This window comes from Nocardia sp. IFM 10818, from assembly GCF_054655275.1.
In genome coordinates, this window is record NZ_BAAHJH010000001.1 from 7,298,478 (window position 1) to 7,318,341 (window position 19,864).

The window sequence follows — 19,864 nt, forward strand, 5'->3', positions numbered from 1 at the left end:
TTCGCGGGTGATGAAGGATTGCGTTCGGAAAAGCTTGGCAGGGTTGGTTATTGGTGGCGCAATTGTGTCATTGACCATTGGCGTGGCGGGAGCGGCGGTGGGGGATCGGTACGCGCCGACAATGGTGGTGCTGGATGCTTCCGGGTCGATGCTGGCGGAGGACCCGGCGGGCGGGACCAAGATGGATGCGGCCAAGAGCGCGGTGCGGGGGTTCGTGGCGACGGCGCCCGCGGAATCGAAGGTGGGGCTGGCCGTGTACGGGACCGGGACCGGGTCCTCGGCGGCGGAGCAGGCAGCGGGGTGCCGGGATGTCAGCGTGTTGCACGAGGCGGGGACATTGGATCGGGGGGCGCTGACGGCGGCGGTGGATGGGGTGACGCCGCAGGGGTTTACGCCCATCGGGGCCGCGTTGCGGAAGGCGGCGGAGGCGCTGCCGCAGGAGGGACCGCGGTCGATCGTGCTGGTGTCGGATGGGGAGGACACCTGTGCGCCGCCGGACCCGTGCGAGGTGGCGCGGCAGTTGAAGGAGGAGGGGACGGATCTGGTGGTGCACGCCATCGGGTTCGGGGTGGATGAGAAGTCGCGGGTGCAGTTGACGTGTCTGGCGCAGGCCACCGGGGGGACTTATAGCGATGCGGCGGACGGGAAGACGCTCGAGCAGGTGCTGCCGCGGATCAGTGCGGCGGCGCTGCGGAATTACGAGGCGGCGGGGACGCCTATAGCCGGCGCCGCGAATTATGGTGACGCGCCGGTGGTGACACAGCCGGGACAGTATCTGGACACCATTGGGCGCGGCGAGAAGCGGTTCTACGGTGTAGACGCGCCGGCGGGGGCCACCGTGTATTTCACGGCGGCGCTGTCGTTTCCGCGGCGCAATGATGTCGGGATTCTGGAGGATCTGAATCGGCTGGAATTGCGGGCATACGGGGCGAACGGGGAGGACTGCAATAAGTACGAATCGGAATTCGTCACCAGGTCCAGTGATGGGGAGGCGCTGACCGCGACGCTCACATTCGCGGGCGCCGGTGAAAATTCCGGGCCGCCGGGATGTTTCGGGGCGGGGCGGTACTACTTCACCGCGCAGTGGGCGCAGGCGTCGGAAGGAGCGCTGGAGCGGATGCCGATGGAGCTGCTGGTGGGAATCGAACCCGCACTCGCCGGAAGCGGCGGGCCGGAGGAGGTGGGCGCCGTGCCGGAGTACACCACCCCCACCGGCGCCGCCGTGCCGGTCGTCGGCGGCGGGTCGTTCACCGTGGCCGCCACGCTCGACGGTTCCGGTGTCTACACCGATGCCCTGCGATACGGCGAGCTGGTGTTCTACAAGGTGAAGCTGGACTGGGGTCAGGCGCTGGCCTATCGCGTGCACTACGACTCGATCGGGCGGTCCGGGCTCGAGACCATCGCCAATGTCCACACCGCGATCTACTCACCGCTGCTGGAAGAAGTGGCGAGCGATACCCACGCCTACACCGGCAGCGAACTGGATCTACCGGCGAACAAGGCGCTGTCCACCTACCCCATCCGGTATCACAACCGCGACGGCAAGGTGTTCGACGCCCGCGACCAGGCCATGGCGGGCTGGTATTACATCGCGGTGAAACTCGGCCTGCCGCGCGAGGATTCGGATACCCCGCCGGTGCCGATCCGCCTCGATGTGCAGGTGGTGGGCCAGGCCGAACCCGGCCCGGTCTATGCGCAGAACGCGGCGAAGAGCAATACGCTCAGCGGCGACGACTCCACCGGCCCCCGGACGGAGAACACCGCCGCCGAGCACCGGGACGGCAGCTCGGCGGCGGTGTGGACACTGCTCGGCGGCGCGGCGGTATTCGTGATCGCCCTCGGCGTGCTCGGCAATCTCGTCGTCCGCACCCGCGGAAAGGGTTAGTGCACGCCCTCCATGTGGCGGGTCACCCAGGGCGCGATACCGAGCACGATCGCGCCCACCGCGATGGTCACCAGACCGGTGATGCCGAAGTACGCGAGCTCGTGCTCCTCGGAGTAGAACTTCGACAGCACACCCGACATCGAGGTGCCGATGCCGACGGAGAAGAAGTACAGCGCCATCATCTGCGCGCGGAAGGCATTGGGCGCCAGCTTGGTCGTGACCGCCAGGCCGATGGGCGAGAGCAGCAGCTCGGAGATCGCGAAGCCGCCGAGTACCACGAAGACGAACAGGATCGGCACCGTCTTGCCCTCGGTCCCGGAGAACAGCGCGAAGAGCATGAACGCGATGCCCATGCCGATCACGCCGAGCGCGAACTTGCGCGGCGTGCTGGGCGCGCGATTGCCCAGGCGCGTCCACATGATGGCGAACAGCGGCGACAGCGCGATGATCCAGACCGGCTCCATGGACCCGATCCAGTTCGACGGCGCGGTCCAGCCGAAGACATTCCAGTCGACCCGCTCGTCGGAGTACACCGCCAGCACCGTGAACATCTGCTGGAACAGCGACCAGAACACGGCGTTCGCGATGAACAGCGGAATGAAGGCGCGGACCCGGCTGCGCTCGGTGGTGTCCACCAGGGGGCTGGTCAGCATGACCGCGAAGTACGCGATGGAGGCCACCACGATGACGCCGGTGGTGACATCGGGCAGATTGGCCAGCGTCAGCAGCTTGGTCGCCCAGGCGATGGCGACCACCACGATCACCGCGCCGAGCGCGGCCAGCACCCGGGGGATCATGGTGCGCGGCAGCGGATTCGGCACCTCGCGGCCGTGATCGCCGAGGTTCTTGCGGAACACCACGTACTGGGTCAGGCCCAGCGCCATGCCGATGGCGGCCGCCCCGAAGCCGTAGTGGAAGCCGACCTTGTCCTGCAGCAGACCGGTGATCAGCGGGCCGGCGAACGCGCCGAGGTTGATGCCCAGATAGAACAGCGTGAAGCCGCCGTCGGCGCGCGCGTCGCCCTTGGCGTAGAGCGTGCCCAGCAACGAGGAGGCATTGGCCTTCAACGCACCCGAGCCCAGCGCGACCAGCACCAGGCCCACGGCCACACCGGCCAGACCTGGAATGACCGCGAGGGCGATATGGCCCGCCATGACGATCACGCCGCCGTAGAAGACCGTGCGCTCCATGCCCAGCACCCGGTCGGCAATCCAGCCGCCGAGCACGGTGGACAGGTAGACCAGGCCGCCGTAGGCGCCGACGATGCCGGTGGCGGTGGCCTTCGGCAACTCCAGCCCGCCCTCGGTGGCCGAGTAGTACAGGTAGTAGCCGAGGATCGTGAGCATGCCGTAGAACGAGAATCGTTCCCACAGCTCGACACCGAACAGATTCGCGAGGCCGATGGGGTGTCCGAACAGGGTTCGTTCGTCGACCGGTTTCGCGTTTTGCGCTACTCCTGACATAACTCCAGACCCTCCCATATGGGGCAATCTGACAGCAACCTCAGCCGTTAACCTATGTCACAGTTGCCCAGCACAGGCATAAGTTGTGAGGTTGATTCCTATTCGAGTTGCCAGGTTTTTCGCAGCGCTGCCCGATCACGCGATCGACAGCGCGATCCCGTCCAGGATGTCGTGCTCGCTCACGATCAGCTCGCTGATCCCCGCGCGCCGCGCCAGCTCATCGGCCAGCACCTCGGTGATCACCGCACCGCCACCGATCACATCCACCCGCCCGGGATGCATGGGCCCGAGCGCGGCCCGCTCATCGTGATCCATCCCGATCAGCCGATCGCACACCGCGCGCACCTCGGCCAGCGACAGACGCGTGAGATGCACCTTCTCCGAATCGTATTCGGGCAGATCCAGCGCGACCGCCGCCAGCGTGGTCATGGTCCCGGCCACGCCCACCCAGGTGTGCGCGCGCTCCACCGGCACCACGCCGAAGGCCTGCGCGAGTCGCTCGGAGGCGAAGAACCGCGCCGAGGCGACCTCCTCGCGGGTGGGCGGATTGCCGCGCAGGCAGCGCTCGGTGATCCGTACGCAGCCGATATCGGCCGAGTACGCCGACTGCACGCCGTTGCCGTCGCCCAGCACGACCTCGGTGGACCCGCCACCGAGATCGACCACCACGAAAGGCCCTTCCGCAGCGGACAATTCGCCGACCGCCCCGGCGAACGACAGCCGCGCCTCCTCATCGCCGGTAATGACCTCGGCCTGCGCACCGGGCACCACCCGCTCGAGTTCGGCGCTGGTCATCGAGAAGAAGTCGTCGCGATTGCTCGCATCACGGGTGGCGGAGGTGGCGACCATGCGCACCTTGATCACCCCGGCCTCGATCATCTGATCGACGTAGTCGTGCAGTGCGGCGCGAGTGCGCTCGATGGCTTCCGGGTGGAGTGAGCCGTTCGCGTCCACACCCTGTCCGAGCCGGACGATCCGCATCTCGCGATGCACATCGGTCAGATGCACCGTTCCGGCCTCGTCCCGGACGGCATCGGCGATCAGGAGCCGGATGGAGTTGGTGCCGCAATCGACGGCCGCGATCCGCTCACTCATTGACTAATCCTCCGACTTCGCCTGGTACTGCTCGTAGTTCGGCCAGTCTGCCGGAATCGCGGTGCCGCGCAACCCGTGCTCGGCCGCCAGCGCCACCGCCTCGTCGCCGAGCAGGTTCAGCCCCGGCCCCTTGGCCAGCGAGTGCGCGATGAGCACGTGCAGACACTTGACCCGATCCGGCATGCCGCCACCGGCGAAATCGGTGCCGAGATCCTCGATGGCATTGCGCTCGGCAAGGTAGCTCTCGTACGCCGCGCGGTAGGAGGCCGCCAATTCGGTGTCGTGCGCGAGCCGTTCGGTCATCTCGCGCATCAGCCCGGTGGTCTCCAACCGGCTGGCCTCGGCGGTGAGCCGCGGATCGGTCAGGTAGTACAGCGTCGGGAACGGCGTCCCGTCGGGCAGTTTGGGCGCGGTCTTCACCACCGCGGGCAGGCCGTCGGGCGTGCGATACGCGATGGCGAGCACGCCGCGGGGCTCCCGGCCGAGTTGCTGGGCGACTATCTCGAGATCCCGCTCGCTGGGCGGGTCCCCAGGCAGGTGGCGGGCGTTCTCGGATTCGGTCACCGTGGTGGTCCTTCCTCGGTCGGGGCGGGCGGCGCCGGGGCCGCCGGGTTCTCGGGTTCGGTGGTCGCCGGCTGCGGCGAGGCGATGCTCTGCCACAGCTCGGTGTACCAGGGATCGGGCGCCTTGGCGTGGGTGGTCATGGCGGGTACGGCCGGTTGCTCGATACCGGGCACCTGCACGATGTAGGGGGTCTCCCCCGGCATCACCAGCCGCAGGCGGTCCCGCGCCTCGGCCTTGATGTAGGCCGGATCCTGTTGCTGCGCACGGCGATCGCGCAGCCGGTTCACATCGGCCTCCAGCTGCGCTCGCTGGGCGGCCAGTTCGGCGGCCTCGGCGCGCTGGGAGAAGTAGGTGCGCAGCGGCACCGCGAGGGTGAGCGCGAGCCCGCACAGCACCGCCGCGAGCAGTACGGCCCGTCCGGTGGACATGCCGAGGATCTTGCGTTCGTGCCGTGTGGATTTGCCCGTCGCTTTGGCGGCCCGGCGCTTGACCGCCTTGGCGCCGGCGGCGGTGCGGGCGGTGTCGGACGCCGCCCGCTTCGCGCCGCCGCGCGGCTTGGCGGTCCGCGACGGGCGGCGGTCACCGCGTCCGGCCGGACTGGTGCCGCGTGCCCGTCGCTCCGTCATCTCGACTCCTTGGGTTCAGCCTTCGAAGTGTCAGCCTTCGAACGCGAAGCGCGGGAAGGCCACATCTCCCGCGTAGCGTGCCGAGTCACCGAGGGCGTCCTCGATGCGCAGCAGCTGGTTGTACTTGGCCACGCGCTCCGAGCGAGCCGGGGCGCCGGTCTTGATCTGACCGGAGCCGACGGCCACGGCCAGATCGGCGATGGTGGTGTCCTCGGTCTCGCCGGACCGGTGGCTCATCATCGTCTTGTAGCCGTTGCGGTGGGCCAGGTCCACGGCGTCCAGGGTCTCGGTCAGGGTGCCGATCTGGTTGACCTTCACCAGCAGCGCGTTGGCCGCGCCCTTGGCGATGCCCTCCTCCAGGCGCTCCGGGTTGGTGACGAACAGGTCGTCGCCGACCAGCTGCACCTTGTCGCCGATCTCGTCGGTCAGCGCGACCCAGCCGTCCCAGTCGTCCTCGGACAGCGGATCCTCGATGGACACGATCGGGTACGAGGTGAGCAGTTCGGCGTAGAAGGCGTTCATCTCGGCGGCGCTGCGCACCACGCCCTCGAACTTGTAACCCGAACCGGCGGTGTAGAACTCGGTGGCGGCCACGTCCAGGGCCAGGGCCACGTCGGTGCCCAGCTTGTAGCCGGCCTTGTCGATGGCGGTGGCGATCAGGTCCAGCGCGGCGCGGGTGCCCGCGACGTCCGGCGCGAAACCGCCCTCATCGCCGAGACCGGTGGACAGGCCCTGGGCCTTGAGCACGGACTTGAGCGTGTGGTAGATCTCCGCACCCCAGCGCAGCGACTCCTTGAAGGTCGGCGCGCCGATCGGGGCGATCATGAATTCCTGCACGTCCACACCGGTGTCGGCGTGCGCGCCACCATTGAGGATGTTCATCATGGGGACCGGCAGGACGTGGGCGTTGGGGCCGCCGACGTAGCGGAACAGCTCCAGGCCCGAGGATTCGGCGGCGGCGCGGGCCACGGCCAGCGAGACGCCCAGCAGGGCATTGGCGCCCAGGCGGGACTTGTCCGGGGTGCCGTCCAGATCCAGCAGGGTCTGGTCCACGGTGCGCTGCTCGACCGCGTCGAGGCCGATCACGGCCGGCGCGATCTCGTCGAGGACGCCCTCGACGGCCTTGCGCACGCCCTTGCCCTGGTAGCGATCGCCACCGTCACGCAGCTCGACGGCCTCGTGCTCACCGGTGGACGCGCCGGAGGGCACGGCCGCGCGGGTGAGGGTGCCGTCGTCGAGAGCGATCTCGACCTCGACGGTGGGGTTGCCACGCGAATCCAGAATCTCGCGAGCTCCGACCTGTTCGATGATGGCCACGAAACGACACTCCTTCGGCTGCTGACTCGGCAGGTCGCACGGTGTAGTCCGTGCGCGTCCGAGCCTAACGTGCTGGCGCAGGTTGGTGGCAACGCCCCTGCGGCGCGCCCGTGGTCGGCCGGAAGATATATCTTCGGGCTCCGCCCGCGGCGCTTCAGGCTTTCCGGCCCACGCTGTACGCGGCGGCGCGGTCGCGAACCTTGTTCATGTAGGCATTGGACTGGTTGTAGGTGAGCAGCGCCTTCTGCCAGCCGGGAGCCTCGGCCAGATTGCCGCCCATGGCGCAGAGGTAGCGCGCCGCGGTCAATGCCGCATCGTCGATATTGTCCGGATCGGCAATGCCGTCGCCATTGGCGTCGACGCCCCAGCGTTGCCAGGTCTCCGGAATGAATTGCAGTGGGCCCACGGCCCGGTCGTAGATGTCGTCGCCGTCGAGCCTGCCGCCGTCGGAGTCGCGGATGGTGGCCACGCCCGGCGAACCGTCGAGCGCGATACCGCGAATCGGGGGCGACACCTTGCCGTCGTCGCCGACATCCGCGCCGCGATGGGTGCCGTGCTTGCTCTCCACGCTCGCGATGGCGGCGATGGTGGTCCAGCCGATGCCGCACTCCGGACGCGATTGCGCCATGACCGCTGCGGCATAGGCGTACGCCTCGAAGGACACCACCGGAATGCCCAGCGGGTCGGCCTGCTCCTCGGCCCAGGCGCGCAACTGCAGGGCGGTGCGGCCCGGCGCGTTCAGATCGATGGCCGGGATCGGCGCGCCCGGGCCGGGCGGAATCCCCTCCGGAATGGGTGTGAGATTCGCTGCACCGCAACCGGTTAGCAGCACGACAGCAGCCGCCGTGCCCAACAGGCCGGCGCGGGTGAGAGCGGCGCCGACGCCGGCCTTCATGGAACGCACCCTTCTCATCATCCAGATGGATCGGCCCTCCTACCAGGAATGTGAACGCCGCTGCGCGCGAGTCGCGCGGGGGGTCCGGGGTCGGATACCCTCCCCGCTGATCTTTCATGTGCAATAGCTATTTTCGAGACACGCCCTTAGGTAAGCCTTGCCAAATCAGTTTGTGGCGGATAGCTTCCTTGACCGAACGAGAAAACCCATGCCACCTCCCAGGCCAGGAAGGCAATCCCCTTGGTGAAAAGCGTTCTCTCCGAACGTAAGACGCTTCACCCCTCGGAACCCGAACGACGCGAACTCTCGGCAAACTCCGGACGGGCGATCCGCGCCCTCGCCGCTGAGATCGCCGTCACAGTAGAAACCACTACGGCGACCACCGCCACCCTCACCGATTCGGTCCTGCTGCACCACATCGACGCCCGTTATCGCGAATTGCCCGAGGACGTGCACCACGCCATGCGCGCACCGGCCACCGACGCCGGCGTCGCGGTCATCTCCCGGTTACCGATCAGCGACGCCGAACTCGGTCATACGCCACTGGATTGGCGACAGGCCGCCGCCTGGGCCGGGGAACCGGAGCGCGGCTCGGCCTCCTTCGAACTCGACATCACCATGTTGCTGCTGGCGCGCTGTGCCGGCGAACCCTTCGGCTGGCAGGGCCAGCAGGCGGGCCGGCTGGTGAACAACATCCTGCCCACGCCCGGACACGAGCACGAGCAGTCCGGCGCGAGCAGCACCACCCTGCTCAGCCCGCACACCGAGGATGCCTTCCACCCGCGGCGGGCCAACCTGCTCATGCTGGGCTGCCTACGCAATCCCGATGGCGTCGGCACCACCGTCTCCTCGGTGCGCAATGTGGAACTGGATGCGGCGCAACGGGATCGGCTCTCCAGACGGGAGCTGCCCATCCTGCCGGACGTCTCCTACGGCAGCGACTTCCCCGACGCGGTCGCGCCCGCCGTCGCCACCCTCGGCAGCGACGCGAACCGGCTCACCCTCCGCTACGACCCGGCGTACACCCCGCTCGCCGGGGCCGACCCCGAATTCCGGGCCGCCTACAAGCATTTGGGCGCCGAACTCGAAAGGGTATGCATCACCGCCGCTTTGACCCCCGGGGAGTTGCTGCTGGTGGACAATGACGTTGTGGTGCACGGACGGGTACCGTTCACCCCCCGTTACGACGGCACCGACAGGTGGCTCAAACGGGTGAACATCCGTCTGCCCCAGCGCCGCCGCGACCCATCCGAGGCCGCCGAGAACGGATACGGCCAATCGGTGGTGGCGCCGTTCCGACTGCTAGGAAACCGTAAGTGAATACCCGACCCACCCCGCTGCGCGTGCTCAGCCGCAGCGATCTCGCGGATGTGCCGATCAGTCCCGCGGAGGTGGTGCGCGCCGTCGAGGACGCGTATCTCGCCTTCGCGGGCGGGGATTCGGACAATCCGCGCAAACTCAGCGTCGCCCATCCGGATGGCTGGTCGGTGGCCTACGCCATGCTCGGCCGCGACGGCCGCCGCCGGGTGGTGGCCATGAAGACCAGCTACAAGTTCGATCCGCAGCACGATCGCAGCACCAAGAAGTACTACACCACCATCACGCTCTACGACGATGCCACCGGCGTGCCGATCGCCATGATGGACTGCGCCCGCGTGGGAGCCCTGCGCACCCCCGCGGTCTCGGCCCTGCTGGTGCGCGAGACCGCGCGCCCGGGCGCGCGCAGCGTGCTGCTGATCGGCACCGGCGAACAGGGCCGCAATGCCCTGCCGCACCTGCTGGCCGCGAACCCGCAATTGAACAAGCTCATGCTCTACGGCACCCATCCCGAGGGCCTGGAGGCCGTGTACCGGCAACTGCTGCACCACGATCCGCGGGCCGAACTGGAGATCGTGAGCGATCCGATCACCGCCGCGCGCACCGCCGACGTCATCCTGGCCACCGCCGGACCCGGCACCCGGGTCGCCCTCGAGGCCAAGGACCTGGCCCCCGGCGCGACGGTGGTGCTGGTCGGCTACGGCCTGGCGCCCTCCACCCTGATCGAGGCCGATCGGGTGATCGCCACCAGCGCCGAGCAGATGGCGCTCACCGGCACCGATATGGCGGGCCCGGACGGCCGACTACGCCCGGTGGACGCCGAGCTACCCCAGATCCTGAGCCGCCGCGCGGTCGGCCGGACCTCCGATGACGAACGCATCTTCGTCTACAACTCGGGCTTGGTGCTCACCGATATCGCCGTCGCACACGCACTCGCGGGCCGCGCCATCGAACAAGGCCGTGGAACCGAGGTCCCCCTGTGGGACTGAAGGGATCCCGGCCGCAGAATGAAGGGGGACAGCTCTGACGGACTTCATGAAGACCCTGACGGTGCCGCCCGGCGGCCTCTCCGAGATCACCGCCGCGCCGATGCCCGCGTACCGGGACGACTGGGAAGAGCGCCTGCTGACGGATCCGAATCTGTTGCGCGAGATGGCCGATGGCATCGGCGGCCCGTTCCACCTGCTGTATCCCGCACGGGTCGTCCACAATATCCGGGCCTTTCAACGGGTATTCGCCCGCAAGGGCGTGGTGGGGACCGTCTACTACGGCAAGAAGGCCAACAAATCCCCCGCCGTCGTCCGCGCCTGCGCGGAAACCGGTGCGGGCGTGGATGTTTCCAGTGTCGGCGAATTCACCGCGGCGCTGGCCGGCGGCGTGCGCGGCGAGGACCTCATGGTGACCGGGCCGGCCAAATCCGATGAGCTGCTGCGCCTGGCCGCCCAGCAGCGCGCCCTCATCGCCATCGACGATCTCGACGAGCTCGCGCGCCTGACCGCGACCGCCATTCCGACGCGGGCGGTGCTGCGCGTGCTGCCGCGCGGCTCGGCCAGCCGGTTCGGCATGACCGGCGATGAACTCGATCTGGCGCTCACCCTCGTCGACGCGGAGGCGATCCGCCTGGAGGGCTTCAGTTTTCACCTGACCGGCTACGAGATCGCCGACCGCGCCGAACTGGCCCTGGAGCTGATCGCCCGCTGCCGGGAGGCGCGCGGGCTGGGGCATCCGGTGTCGACCATCTCCATCGGCGGCGGCTTCGGCGTGGACTATGTGCCCGCCGAGGCGTGGCACACCTTTCTCGACGGGGTGAACGAGCGCTGGTTCCACGGCGACCGCGCCCCCGCACTCGATTCCTATTACCCCTATCATTGCCCGGTGCCCGGACCGGCCATGCTGGAAGCCATTCTCGACCACGGCGAGCTCGGAAATCAGCTGCGTGCGACAGGAATCCGAATGGCCATCGAACCCGGCCGCGCCCTGCTGGATCGCGCCGGATGCAGTGTTTTCCGCGTACAGGGCGTGAAAGTGCGTTCCGCGCACGGTTATCCGTATGTGATCCTGACCGCGGACGGCACCAGCTTCAGCCTGTCCGAACAATGGTTCGACAGCGAATACCTGCCCGATCCGGTGCTCTGGCCGGAGTATCCCGGCGCCGTCACCCCCACCTGTGTGGGCGGCTCCTCCTGCATGGAAACCGACATGTTGAGCCGGCGGCGCATTCCGCTCCCCCGTCTCGCCGCCACCGGCGATTTGCTCATCTACCCCAATACCGCGGGCTATCAGCAGGACAGCAACGAATCGTCCTTTCATGAACTCCCGATTCCCCCCAAGGTCGTGTTACGGGACGGACCGGACGCTCGACTATTCGAATGGAAGCTTGTCGACTAAGGTTGCCCTCAGCTCCCTTCCAGGTCGTTGAACTGCCTGTTTACGCACAACACCTACGTCACGAGGAGATACGTTCATGCCGGTTGTCACCACGCGCGTGACAGACCTGATCGGCCGGACCCCGCTGTTCGAGCTGGCTGCCACCGCCACCGGCACCCGGCTGTTTCTCAAGCTCGAGAACATGAATCCGACCGGGGCCGCGAAAATCCGAATGGCTCGCGCCATGGTCGACGATGCGGAAGAACGCGGGCTGCTGACACCCGGCGGGCACATCATCGAATCGACCTCCGGAAATACCGGGCAGGGCCTGGCGGTTATCGCGGCCGAACGCGGGTATCGCTTCACCGCGGTAGTCGACAACCACGCCTGCAAGGACAAACTCCGTTCGATGAAAGCCATGGGCGCGAAACTGGTGTTCGTCGCCGACGACGGTGACGACAGCCTTTCCACCTCGGCGCGCGAGGACCTCGCCGAGGAATTGGCGCGGCGGGAAAACGAGGCCGCGATCCAGGAGGGCCGCACGCCCAACACCTACTTCACCGAACAGCACAACAACCTCGCCAACGCGCTCGGTTACTACGCTCTCGCCGATGAATTGCTGGCCGATCTGGACGGGCGGGTGGACGTGCTGATTTCCGCCGTCGGCACCGGCGGCTCGCTGTTCGGCACCGCGCGCCGGCTGCGCGACCTCGGCCACGAACCGCTGCTCTACGGCGTGGAACCGGTGGGCTCCATCGCCTTCGGCGGTCCGGCCGGGCCGTACTGGCAGTCCGGCACCGGCACCCCCGAGGGCGCGGATCCGGGCAAGATCGTCGAGGAGGATCTGGGCCTGCTCAAGGAGGGCCTGAAGGTCTCCGATGTGGAGGCGTTCGCCACGGCCCGGGTGATCGCCGCCAAGCTCGGGCTCATGATCGGCGGTTCCGCGGGCGGATCGGTCTACGCCGCGCTGGAGCGCATGCACGAATTCCCGGCGGGCTCCCATGTCGTCAGCATCGTGTGCGACGGCGGCGAGAAGTATCTCGACACCGTCTTCGACGACGACTGGATGAGCGACCGGGATCTGCTCGACGCGGAGACCGAGCAGCGCGTTGCCGACTTGCTCGACCGCTACAGTCCCGCGCACCGCGGCGCCGCCACCGGTGTGCCCGCGACCGCCCACGCACCCGCGACCACCCATGCGATCCTGGTGCCGCCCACCGCTGCCGCGACCGCCGGCGCGCAGCGCAGCGAGGCCGCGGCCCGATGATCACCAGTCTGCGGCAGACCGATGGGCGTCAGCTCACCGCGCTGGCGACGCCCATCGCCCTGACCCAGCTCGCCCAGGTGGCGGTGTCCACCACGAATATCGCGCTCATGGGCACGCTCGGCGTGCAGCAGGTGGCGGCGGGCGGGCTGGCGCTGGTGCTGTTCAACCAGATTCGCACCATGTGCGTCGGATTGATCACGGGCACCGGCAATCAGGTGGCGACGGTGGTGAGCCGCGGCGAGAAGCGCGGCCGCCCGACCACCGGCCGCACCGTCAATGCCGAAGTGCGCGAGGTGGTGCGCTCCAGCTTCCTGATCGCGACCCTGGCCGGAATCCTCGGCGGCGCACTGCTGATCGCGCTCGGCTGGTCGCTGCAGTGGCTCGGGCAGGACGCCGCGGTGCTGTCCGAGGCGCGGCCCATGATGGTGGCGCTCGCGCCGGGCCTGTTGCCCTGCTTGTGGTTCCAGGTGCTGCGGCAGTACACCGTCGGCATGCAGCGGCCGCAGGCGCTGCTCATGGTGACGCTCGGCTCGGTCGCGCTGAATCTCGTACTGGCGCTGGCCTTCATGCACGGCCGGCTGGGGCTGCCCCGGCTCGGCCTGACCGGTATCGGCGTCGCCACCTCGCTGGTCTTCCTGATCACCTTCGGGGTGTTCTGGGCCATGGTGCGCCGCGATGCCGAACTCGGTGCGACACTGCCGATTCGCATGTGGCCGGTGCATGCCCGCACGGTGCGCGAGGAACTGAGGCTGGGCACGCCGATCGCGCTCACCTATGGCTCCGAGGCCGGCATGTTCTCGGTGCTGGCCCTGGTCATGGGCAGTCTCGGGGCCGCCGCGCTGGCCGCGCACAATGTCGTCTACCAGATCGTCTACATCGTGTTCCAGGTCGCCATCGGCCTCTCGCACGGCGCGTCCATCCTGGTCAGCCGGGATGTGGCCCGCGACGAATTCGGGCATGCGCGGTCGATGGCCTGGCTGGCGCTGCGCTACGCCCTGGTGGTCACCGTCGTCACCGGCGCCGCGTACGCCATCGCCCCGAACTGGGTGCTGCGCCCCTTCATGGACGTCACCGACGCCGAGACCCTGGCGCTCGCGCACACCCTGCTGCTGATCGCCATCGTGCTGCAATTCTTCGACGCGGCTCAGAACATTGGCGTCGGTCTGCTGCGCGGCCTGAAGGACACCAAGGCCGGTTTCCGGCTGTCCCTGGTCGGCTACTGGGGTGTGGGATTGCCCACTGCCCTGCTGCTCGCCCTCCCCCTCGGACTGGGCGCGGCGGGGGTCTGGTGGGGTCTCACGGCGGGTCTGGCCACCACCGCTGCCCTGATGCTGCGCCGGTATTTCACCCTGCTCCATGAGCGTGAGCAGGCACATCCCCGACTGCTGGCCGATAGCCTCCAGCACTAGGCCGACACGCAATACTCACCTTCCCGCAAGCATGCCGTCACTGGACGCGGGCAGGCTGGAGTTAACAGGCTTGACTATTCTTGCGACGGAATCGGCAAGCAGGCAGTCCAAGGGCGAACCACCACTGGCCGGGGAGGATGTCCGTGTACATCACGAGAGTCGCCGAATATCCGAGGGCAGATCATGTCCTGTTCCACTTCAGCGATACGCATCTGATCGATGGCGGGGACCTGTACGGCGATGTGGACGCCGAGGCCCGCCTACGCGAGCTACTCGGGCAGGCCGAGGCCAGCCGCATCACCCCGACCGCCATCGTCTTCACCGGCGATCTCACCGATAAGGGTGAACCGGGCGCGTACCGCAGGCTGCGCGATCTGGTGGAGCCGTTCGCGCAGCGCGTCGGCGCACCCCTGGTGTGGGTGGCCGGCAATCACGACGATCGCGCCGCGCTACGCGAAAACCTGCTAGACGAAACGGGTTCCGCGAAACCCTTCGACCGCGTGCACATGTTCGACGGGCTGCGGATCATCGCCCTCGACACCACCGTGCCGGGCCACCACTACGGCGAGATCAGCCCCGCCCAGCTGGCATGGCTGCGCAAGGTGCTCGCCGAGCCCGCGCCCTTCGGCACCATTCTGGCCATGCACCACCCGCCCATACCCTGCGTCCTCGACCTGGCGGTGACGGTGGAGCTGCGCGATCAGCGGCCCCTCGCCGATGTCCTGGACGGCACCGATGTGCGCGCCATTCTGGCCGGGCACCTGCACTTCTCGACCAGCGCCACCTTCGCCGGGATTCCGGTGTCGGTCGCCTCGGCCACCTGCTACAGCCAGGACCTGGCCGTCGAGACCGGCGGCCTGCGCGGCCGGGACGGGTCGCAGGCGTTCAACTACGTGCACGTCTACCCGGACACCGTGGTGCACTCGGTGGTGCCGATCGGCGCCGGGCCCACGGTCGGCGAACCCGCCGATCCGCGGCAGGCGGCCAAGCGGCTGGCCGATGCCGGCATCGTCATCCCACCCGCGGCGGGCATCCCTCATGTCCTACGCCGCCGCGCCGCCACCCCCGAGTCCGACGGGGAAACGGTTAGCTGAGGTCATCCTGCACCGGCTCGGAATTCGATTCGGGTCGCGCGGGATACGCAGGCCGGGCGCGGCGCGGCGGCTACCCCGAGATCACGAGCCTCCGACGGGGCTTGCCGCGTGACACTGAAAGTTAGGATAGGCTAACCGTCAAAGGCAAGGCTCCCATTTCACCACGGGGAGCCCGAGACCAATACGGTTGGAGGTCGATCCGGCATGCGGGTCACGGTGTTGTTCGGTACCGAAATGGGCACCGCGGAACTGGCGGCGGACGCCATAGCCGATGTGCTGATGCGGTCCCACGATGTCTCGGTCTACGACATGTCCGACTATGACGTGGACGATCTCGATATTCGCGACTTCCACGTACTCGTCTGCTCCACCTACGGTTCCGGCGATCTGCCCACGGGGGCGGAGCCGTTCTTCGAACAGCTCGACGACCGCCTGCCCGATCTCACCGGGCTGCACTTCGCGGTCTACGGACTCGGCGACTCCGTCTACGACGACACCTTCAACCGCGGCGGCGAGATCTGCGCGGAGAAGTTCAGTGCGCTGGGCGCGGTCCAGGTCGGCGAGCACGGCCGGCACGACGCCTCGGCCTCGTTCCGGCCGCAGCAGGACGCCCGGGAGTGGGCCGAGCGACTGCCCGTGCCCACCCCGGCCTGAGCCGTTCCACGAATTCGGTTCAGGCAGCGCCCGATTCGAAGGCCGCCATCGTCCCCGCGATGGCGTCCGGCTTCTCCCAGGGCGCGGGCTCCGGGAAGTACGTCTCCAGGAACTCCGACACCGCCCGCACCCGCTCCGCCTCCGGCACCTCCGGGAAGCTGCCGTCATTGAGGCAGAAGAAATCCACATTGCGCCGCTTCGCCAGCCCGTCGAGCAGGGCGAGGCCGGTGTACATGGTGGTGTCCACATAGCGCATCTTGGCCGCCTCCTGCGGGACGGCCCGGCCGGTGAGCAGCGCGTAGTAGTGATAGAGCGAATTGGTCACCGAGATATCGGTGGCTGCCCGGAACCGGCTGGCGCGGGTGCGCGCGAAATCCTCCGCGAAGACCTGCTCCATCTCGTGCAAGACGCTGCGACGCAAGGGCACCGGCGTGTGCTCGAGATGCCGGGTGATGACGTGGCCGAAGCGCCGCTGCAGCAGCGCGCGGTTCACCCGGGCCGCGTTCTCGAAACCGCTGCGGCGCTCATTGTTGCGCCCCGGGCCGATGCGCGTGCCCGCCTCGATGAAGCGGCTGATGCCGGCCGGCGTGAAGAACATGGACGGTCGCACCGGGCGCGCGAAGAACATGTCGTCATTGGAGTACAGGAAGTGCTCCGAGAGCCCGTCGATGTGCTGCAACTGGCATTCCACCGCATGGGAATTGAAGATCGGCAGCCCGCTCACGTCAGGGAAGTGGTCGATGGCGCGCACGATCGTCACCTTGGGGTCGGCGGCGAGCCAATCGGGCACCCGCGAATCGGTGGCGATGAAGATGCGGCGGATCCACGGCGCGTTCTTGTGCACCGAGCGCAGCGCATAGCGCAGCTCGTCGATCTGGCGGATGCGGGCGTCGGCGTCGTCACCCTCGCCGACCACCACCTGCGCCAGCATTCCCGCACGGCGAGCGCGGAATTCGGGATCGCTGCCGTCCACCCAGGAGAACACGATGTCGATATCGAAGCCGACATCGGTGGGATGCGGCGCGAACATACCGTCCAGCGTGGGCCAGCTCGCGTCGTAGAGCAGCACCGTCGCCGGCTCGACGTCGGCGAGGTCGAAGACATTGCGGGTCAGCGCATTGGGCCGCGGGCACTCCACGGTGTCGCCGTGGTAGTCCCACAACTCGATATCGACATGATGCGCCGGATCCAGATCCCGGCCGATCCGGAACACATTGCGCTGCTTCTCATTGCACGAGAAGCCCGCCACCACGGCCGCACCGAGCACCCGCCGCAGGGCCGCCCGGTGCAGGCTGTCCACCGCCAGCACCAGCCGGTGATCGGCATCGCGCACCAGCAGGTACGGCACCTCCGCCTCCGCCAACTCACCGCGCAGATAGCGCAGATCCTCCAGCACCGCCGCCGACACCACCAGATTCGCCGCCGTCGAGCGCCCCACCATCTCCACCGGCGGCTGCCCCGAACCCATATCCACCATTACCGATCTCCGCTCTGTCGCGCTCTACACCTCACGTTTGCCCCCAGCGGTCGGCCCGGCCCCGCGAAACCCGTTGAGTCACCTCACTCGTTCACCGGGCGCGTAACCGCGCCGTGTTCTGATGCTGTTGCGTTCGTCGACGCCGCGATGGGCGGACGAGCTTCACCGGGCGGTCATCGGCCGGTTACTCGCACGACCCCGTTCAGACAGGGGACTGTAACGAATGATGAGGCCGTTATCGCTTCTCGTCAATCCATTACCCCGCAGGTCTACCGGTGTTTTCACATCTGTAACCAAGGAAACGAGTGAGCCTCGCGAATCGGATGATCAACTTGGACGCCAGCGCACCACGGCGGCAACGGCATACACTTCATGGCAACACAGTCCAGCCCGCTGTGTGAACCCGATCGTGAGGTGACGCGGATGGTAGCCGAAGCGCGGGAGCGTCAGGAGCCCTCGACAGCTCAGAATGACCACCCCGAACTGGACACCCTGCCCGAATGGCCACTGGATACCATCGCTGTTCTGGTGACCACCGACCCAGCGCCCCATGCCATTCCGGTCTCCTGGCCGGTGCGCGCCGGAGACAGGAGGATTCTGCTCAGCCTGAAATCCGATCGCGGCTCACTGGCCCGGCTCCGGGCACGACCCGAGGTGGCGCTGCTGATCCTCGGCGGCGGCAATGTGGCGCTGTGCGCGCGCGGTACCGCCCATGTGATCGCCGACCCCATGCCGGGGGCCGCGGACTACACCGCGGTCGCCATCGAGGTCGAGGCCATCGACGATCACCGGCAGTCGGCGTTCGCGGTGGCCGGCGGCATCCGGCGCACGGTGCTCGACCCGAGTGAGCTGCGTTACCTGGAGGAACGGGTCGCGACGCTCAAAGCCATGGCGGCAGGCCGTAATTGAACGAGAAGCCGGGCCAGGACTGAGGTGTAAGACCCCGGTTTCCAAGGGAACTCCTACCCGCGGTACGGAATTGAACGCGCACAATGCGCCTCCGTATCGACCATAATCGTGAAGGGATGCGGTGTGCTTGCGCCGCGGGGAAGGAGAATTGTGAGCGTCAGCTTGGCCAAGGGCGGAAATGTTTCGCTGTCCAAACAGGCCCCGAACTTGACCAAGGTCGCGGTCGGCCTGGGGTGGGACGTACGCACGACCACGGGCGCGGACTACGACCTGGATGCCAGCGCGCTGGCCTGCGGGTCGAATCAGCGGGTGTTGTCGGATGCGCATTTCATCTTCTACAACAACCTGCGCTCGCCGGAGGGGACGATCGAGCACACCGGTGACAATCTCACCGGTGCGGGCGAGGGCGACGACGAGGTGATCAATGTCGATCTGGCGGGCATGCCGCCGACGATCACCAATATCTTCTTCCCGGTCTCCATCCACGACGCCGATATGCGCCGGCAGTCCTTCGGGCAGATCCGCAATGCCTACATTCGCGTGGTGGACGCGGTCACCGGCGCCGAGCTGGCCCGGTTCGACCTGACCGAGGACGCCTCCACCGAGACCGCCATGGTCTTCGGTGAGCTGTACCGGCACGGGGCGGAATGGAAGTTCCGGGCCATCGGGCAGGGCTACGCGTCCGGATTGGCGGGCATTGCCCGCGATTACGGGGTCAACGTCTAGAGAGGGAGAATCGCGGGCTCTGCGCCGCCGCGCCTGTGCAGCGGTAGCGGCGGATCAGAGTCCGCGGATTTTCGTGGCGATGCGGTCGGCGATGACGGCCGAGGTGCGGGCGTCGGCGTAGGAGCAGCTGGAGACCTCGATGACGGCATTGCCCTGGGTGCGGATGGTGTCCGAGCAGACCCAGGTGGTGCCGTCGGAGGAGACGGTCCAGTCCACCGAGATGGCGGACGGATCGGAGTTGTGCGGGACCGCGGTCACCCGCAGGGTGCTGGGCTGTTCCTTGGCGTCCTTGGGGGTGGTCTTGACGTCGGTGTCCTTGCACTTCGACAGGACCTCGCGGTATTCGGCCACCAGGTCCTCGGCGATCACGAAGTTCTTGAAGGTCGTGACGGTCTGGTAGATGGCGTGGTCGTACTCCTCGGGACCCTCCTGCAGCGAGCGCAGCCGGTAGCCGGTCCATTTGTCGCCATAGGTGTCGGAGTTGCCGGTGTAGAGCATGGGGCCGCAGTGCGACGGCTGATAGGTGAAGTTCGGGGCGGTCGGCACGGTGTTCTCGAACTGGAGTTTCAGGCCGGTCGCGGCCACCACCTTGCCGAGCTCGTCCGGGGTGAGCATGACATCGGCGATCTTGTCGGGGGTCAGCCGCGGCATCTTGGCCACGATCGGATCCGGTGTGGCCGAACCGCTCACGACCTTTCCGCAGCCGGTAACCAAGAACAGCAGCGCCACAACCCCGGCGATCCCACGCCCCCGCATTGGTCCTCCTCTGAACCCGAAAACAGCTGAAGCATAGCGGGCC

18 protein-coding genes are annotated in these 19,864 nt (G+C 67.8%); 10 read left to right on the forward strand and 8 right to left on the reverse strand.

Annotated elements, in window-relative coordinates; all coding sequences use genetic code 11:
- Positions 1-64 precede the first annotated feature (64 nt).
- A complete protein-coding gene (locus tag ACYQ5L_RS34015; RefSeq protein WP_459962304.1) occupies positions 65-1,885 on the forward strand; it encodes a vWA domain-containing protein in 1,821 nt (606 codons plus the stop codon).
- On the opposite strand, the gene ACYQ5L_RS34020 is transcribed toward ACYQ5L_RS34015, so the two are convergent.
- From ACYQ5L_RS34020 to ACYQ5L_RS34045, 6 genes are all read right to left on the reverse strand, one after another.
- Entirely contained in the window at positions 1,882-3,348 is a 1,467-nt protein-coding gene (locus tag ACYQ5L_RS34020) for a peptide MFS transporter (protein ID WP_459962305.1), read from the reverse strand. The two genes, ACYQ5L_RS34015 and ACYQ5L_RS34020, sit on opposite strands and share 4 nt — an antisense overlap.
- Positions 3,349-3,483: 135 nt before the next feature.
- A complete protein-coding gene (locus ACYQ5L_RS34025; RefSeq protein WP_459962306.1) occupies positions 3,484-4,443 on the reverse strand; it encodes a Ppx/GppA phosphatase family protein in 960 nt (319 codons plus the stop codon).
- A 3-nt stretch (positions 4,444-4,446) separates the two neighbouring features.
- Positions 4,447-5,007 (reverse strand): DUF501 domain-containing protein, encoded by a 561-nt coding sequence (locus ACYQ5L_RS34030; protein ID WP_459962307.1) that lies wholly within the window; start codon positions 5,005-5,007, stop codon positions 4,447-4,449.
- Entirely contained in the window at positions 5,004-5,633 is a 630-nt protein-coding gene (locus ACYQ5L_RS34035) for an FtsB family cell division protein (protein ID WP_459962308.1), read from the reverse strand. Before ACYQ5L_RS34035 ends, ACYQ5L_RS34030 begins: the two co-directional genes overlap by 4 nt.
- Before the next feature lie 30 nt (positions 5,634-5,663).
- Positions 5,664-6,950 (reverse strand): phosphopyruvate hydratase, encoded by a 1,287-nt coding sequence (gene eno / locus ACYQ5L_RS34040; RefSeq protein ID WP_459962309.1) that lies wholly within the window; start codon positions 6,948-6,950, stop codon positions 5,664-5,666.
- A 154-nt stretch (positions 6,951-7,104) separates the two neighbouring features.
- Positions 7,105-7,845 (reverse strand): lytic transglycosylase domain-containing protein, encoded by a 741-nt coding sequence (locus ACYQ5L_RS34045; RefSeq protein ID WP_459963628.1) that lies wholly within the window; start codon positions 7,843-7,845, stop codon positions 7,105-7,107.
- A 243-nt stretch (positions 7,846-8,088) separates the two neighbouring features.
- Between ACYQ5L_RS34045 and ACYQ5L_RS34050 the strand changes: the two genes are divergently transcribed.
- From ACYQ5L_RS34050 to ACYQ5L_RS34080, 7 genes are all read left to right on the forward strand, one after another.
- Positions 8,089-9,165 (forward strand): TauD/TfdA family dioxygenase, encoded by a 1,077-nt coding sequence (locus tag ACYQ5L_RS34050; protein ID WP_459963629.1) that lies wholly within the window; start codon positions 8,089-8,091, stop codon positions 9,163-9,165.
- Between the two features lie 23 nt (positions 9,166-9,188).
- Positions 9,189-10,151, forward strand: coding sequence for an ornithine cyclodeaminase family protein (locus ACYQ5L_RS34055; RefSeq protein ID WP_459963630.1), 963 nt, complete (start codon positions 9,189-9,191; stop codon positions 10,149-10,151).
- Positions 10,152-10,197: 46 nt separating this feature from the next.
- On the forward strand, positions 10,198-11,550 hold the full coding sequence (locus ACYQ5L_RS34060; RefSeq protein ID WP_459962310.1) for an alanine racemase: 1,353 nt from the start codon (positions 10,198-10,200) through the stop codon (positions 11,548-11,550).
- A gap of 76 nt (positions 11,551-11,626) precedes the next feature.
- Positions 11,627-12,796 carry a PLP-dependent cysteine synthase family protein gene (locus ACYQ5L_RS34065; protein WP_459962311.1) on the forward strand — a complete coding sequence of 390 codons (1,170 nt, stop codon included), beginning with the start codon at positions 11,627-11,629 and terminating at the stop codon, positions 12,794-12,796.
- Positions 12,793-14,205, forward strand: a complete 1,413-nt coding sequence (locus tag ACYQ5L_RS34070) for an MATE family efflux transporter (protein WP_459962312.1) — start codon at positions 12,793-12,795, stop codon at positions 14,203-14,205. Before ACYQ5L_RS34065 ends, ACYQ5L_RS34070 begins: the two co-directional genes overlap by 4 nt.
- A 143-nt stretch (positions 14,206-14,348) precedes the next feature.
- On the forward strand, positions 14,349-15,299 hold the full coding sequence (locus ACYQ5L_RS34075; protein WP_459962313.1) for a phosphodiesterase: 951 nt from the start codon (positions 14,349-14,351) through the stop codon (positions 15,297-15,299).
- A 204-nt stretch (positions 15,300-15,503) separates the two neighbouring features.
- Entirely contained in the window at positions 15,504-15,953 is a 450-nt protein-coding gene (locus tag ACYQ5L_RS34080) for a flavodoxin domain-containing protein (protein ID WP_459962314.1), read from the forward strand.
- 19 nt (positions 15,954-15,972) lie between these two features.
- Here the strand turns inward: ACYQ5L_RS34080 and ACYQ5L_RS34085 are convergent, their stop codons facing one another.
- Positions 15,973-17,430: a stealth family protein gene (locus ACYQ5L_RS34085; protein WP_459962315.1), complete on the reverse strand. Its 1,458-nt coding sequence runs from the start codon at positions 17,428-17,430 to the stop codon at positions 15,973-15,975.
- Positions 17,431-17,958: 528 nt separating this feature from the next.
- Between ACYQ5L_RS34085 and ACYQ5L_RS34090 the strand changes: the two genes are divergently transcribed.
- Together ACYQ5L_RS34090 and ACYQ5L_RS34095 are read left to right on the forward strand one after the other, a co-directional pair.
- On the forward strand, positions 17,959-18,339 hold the full coding sequence (locus ACYQ5L_RS34090; protein ID WP_459962316.1) for a pyridoxamine 5'-phosphate oxidase family protein: 381 nt from the start codon (positions 17,959-17,961) through the stop codon (positions 18,337-18,339).
- 150 nt (positions 18,340-18,489) lie between these two features.
- On the forward strand, positions 18,490-19,065 hold the full coding sequence (locus ACYQ5L_RS34095) for a TerD family protein (RefSeq protein WP_379201742.1): 576 nt from the start codon (positions 18,490-18,492) through the stop codon (positions 19,063-19,065).
- A gap of 54 nt (positions 19,066-19,119) precedes the next feature.
- Here the strand turns inward: ACYQ5L_RS34095 and ACYQ5L_RS34100 are convergent, their stop codons facing one another.
- Positions 19,120-19,821: a sensor domain-containing protein gene (locus ACYQ5L_RS34100; protein ID WP_459962317.1), complete on the reverse strand. Its 702-nt coding sequence runs from the start codon at positions 19,819-19,821 to the stop codon at positions 19,120-19,122.
- Positions 19,822-19,864 lie beyond the last annotated feature (43 nt).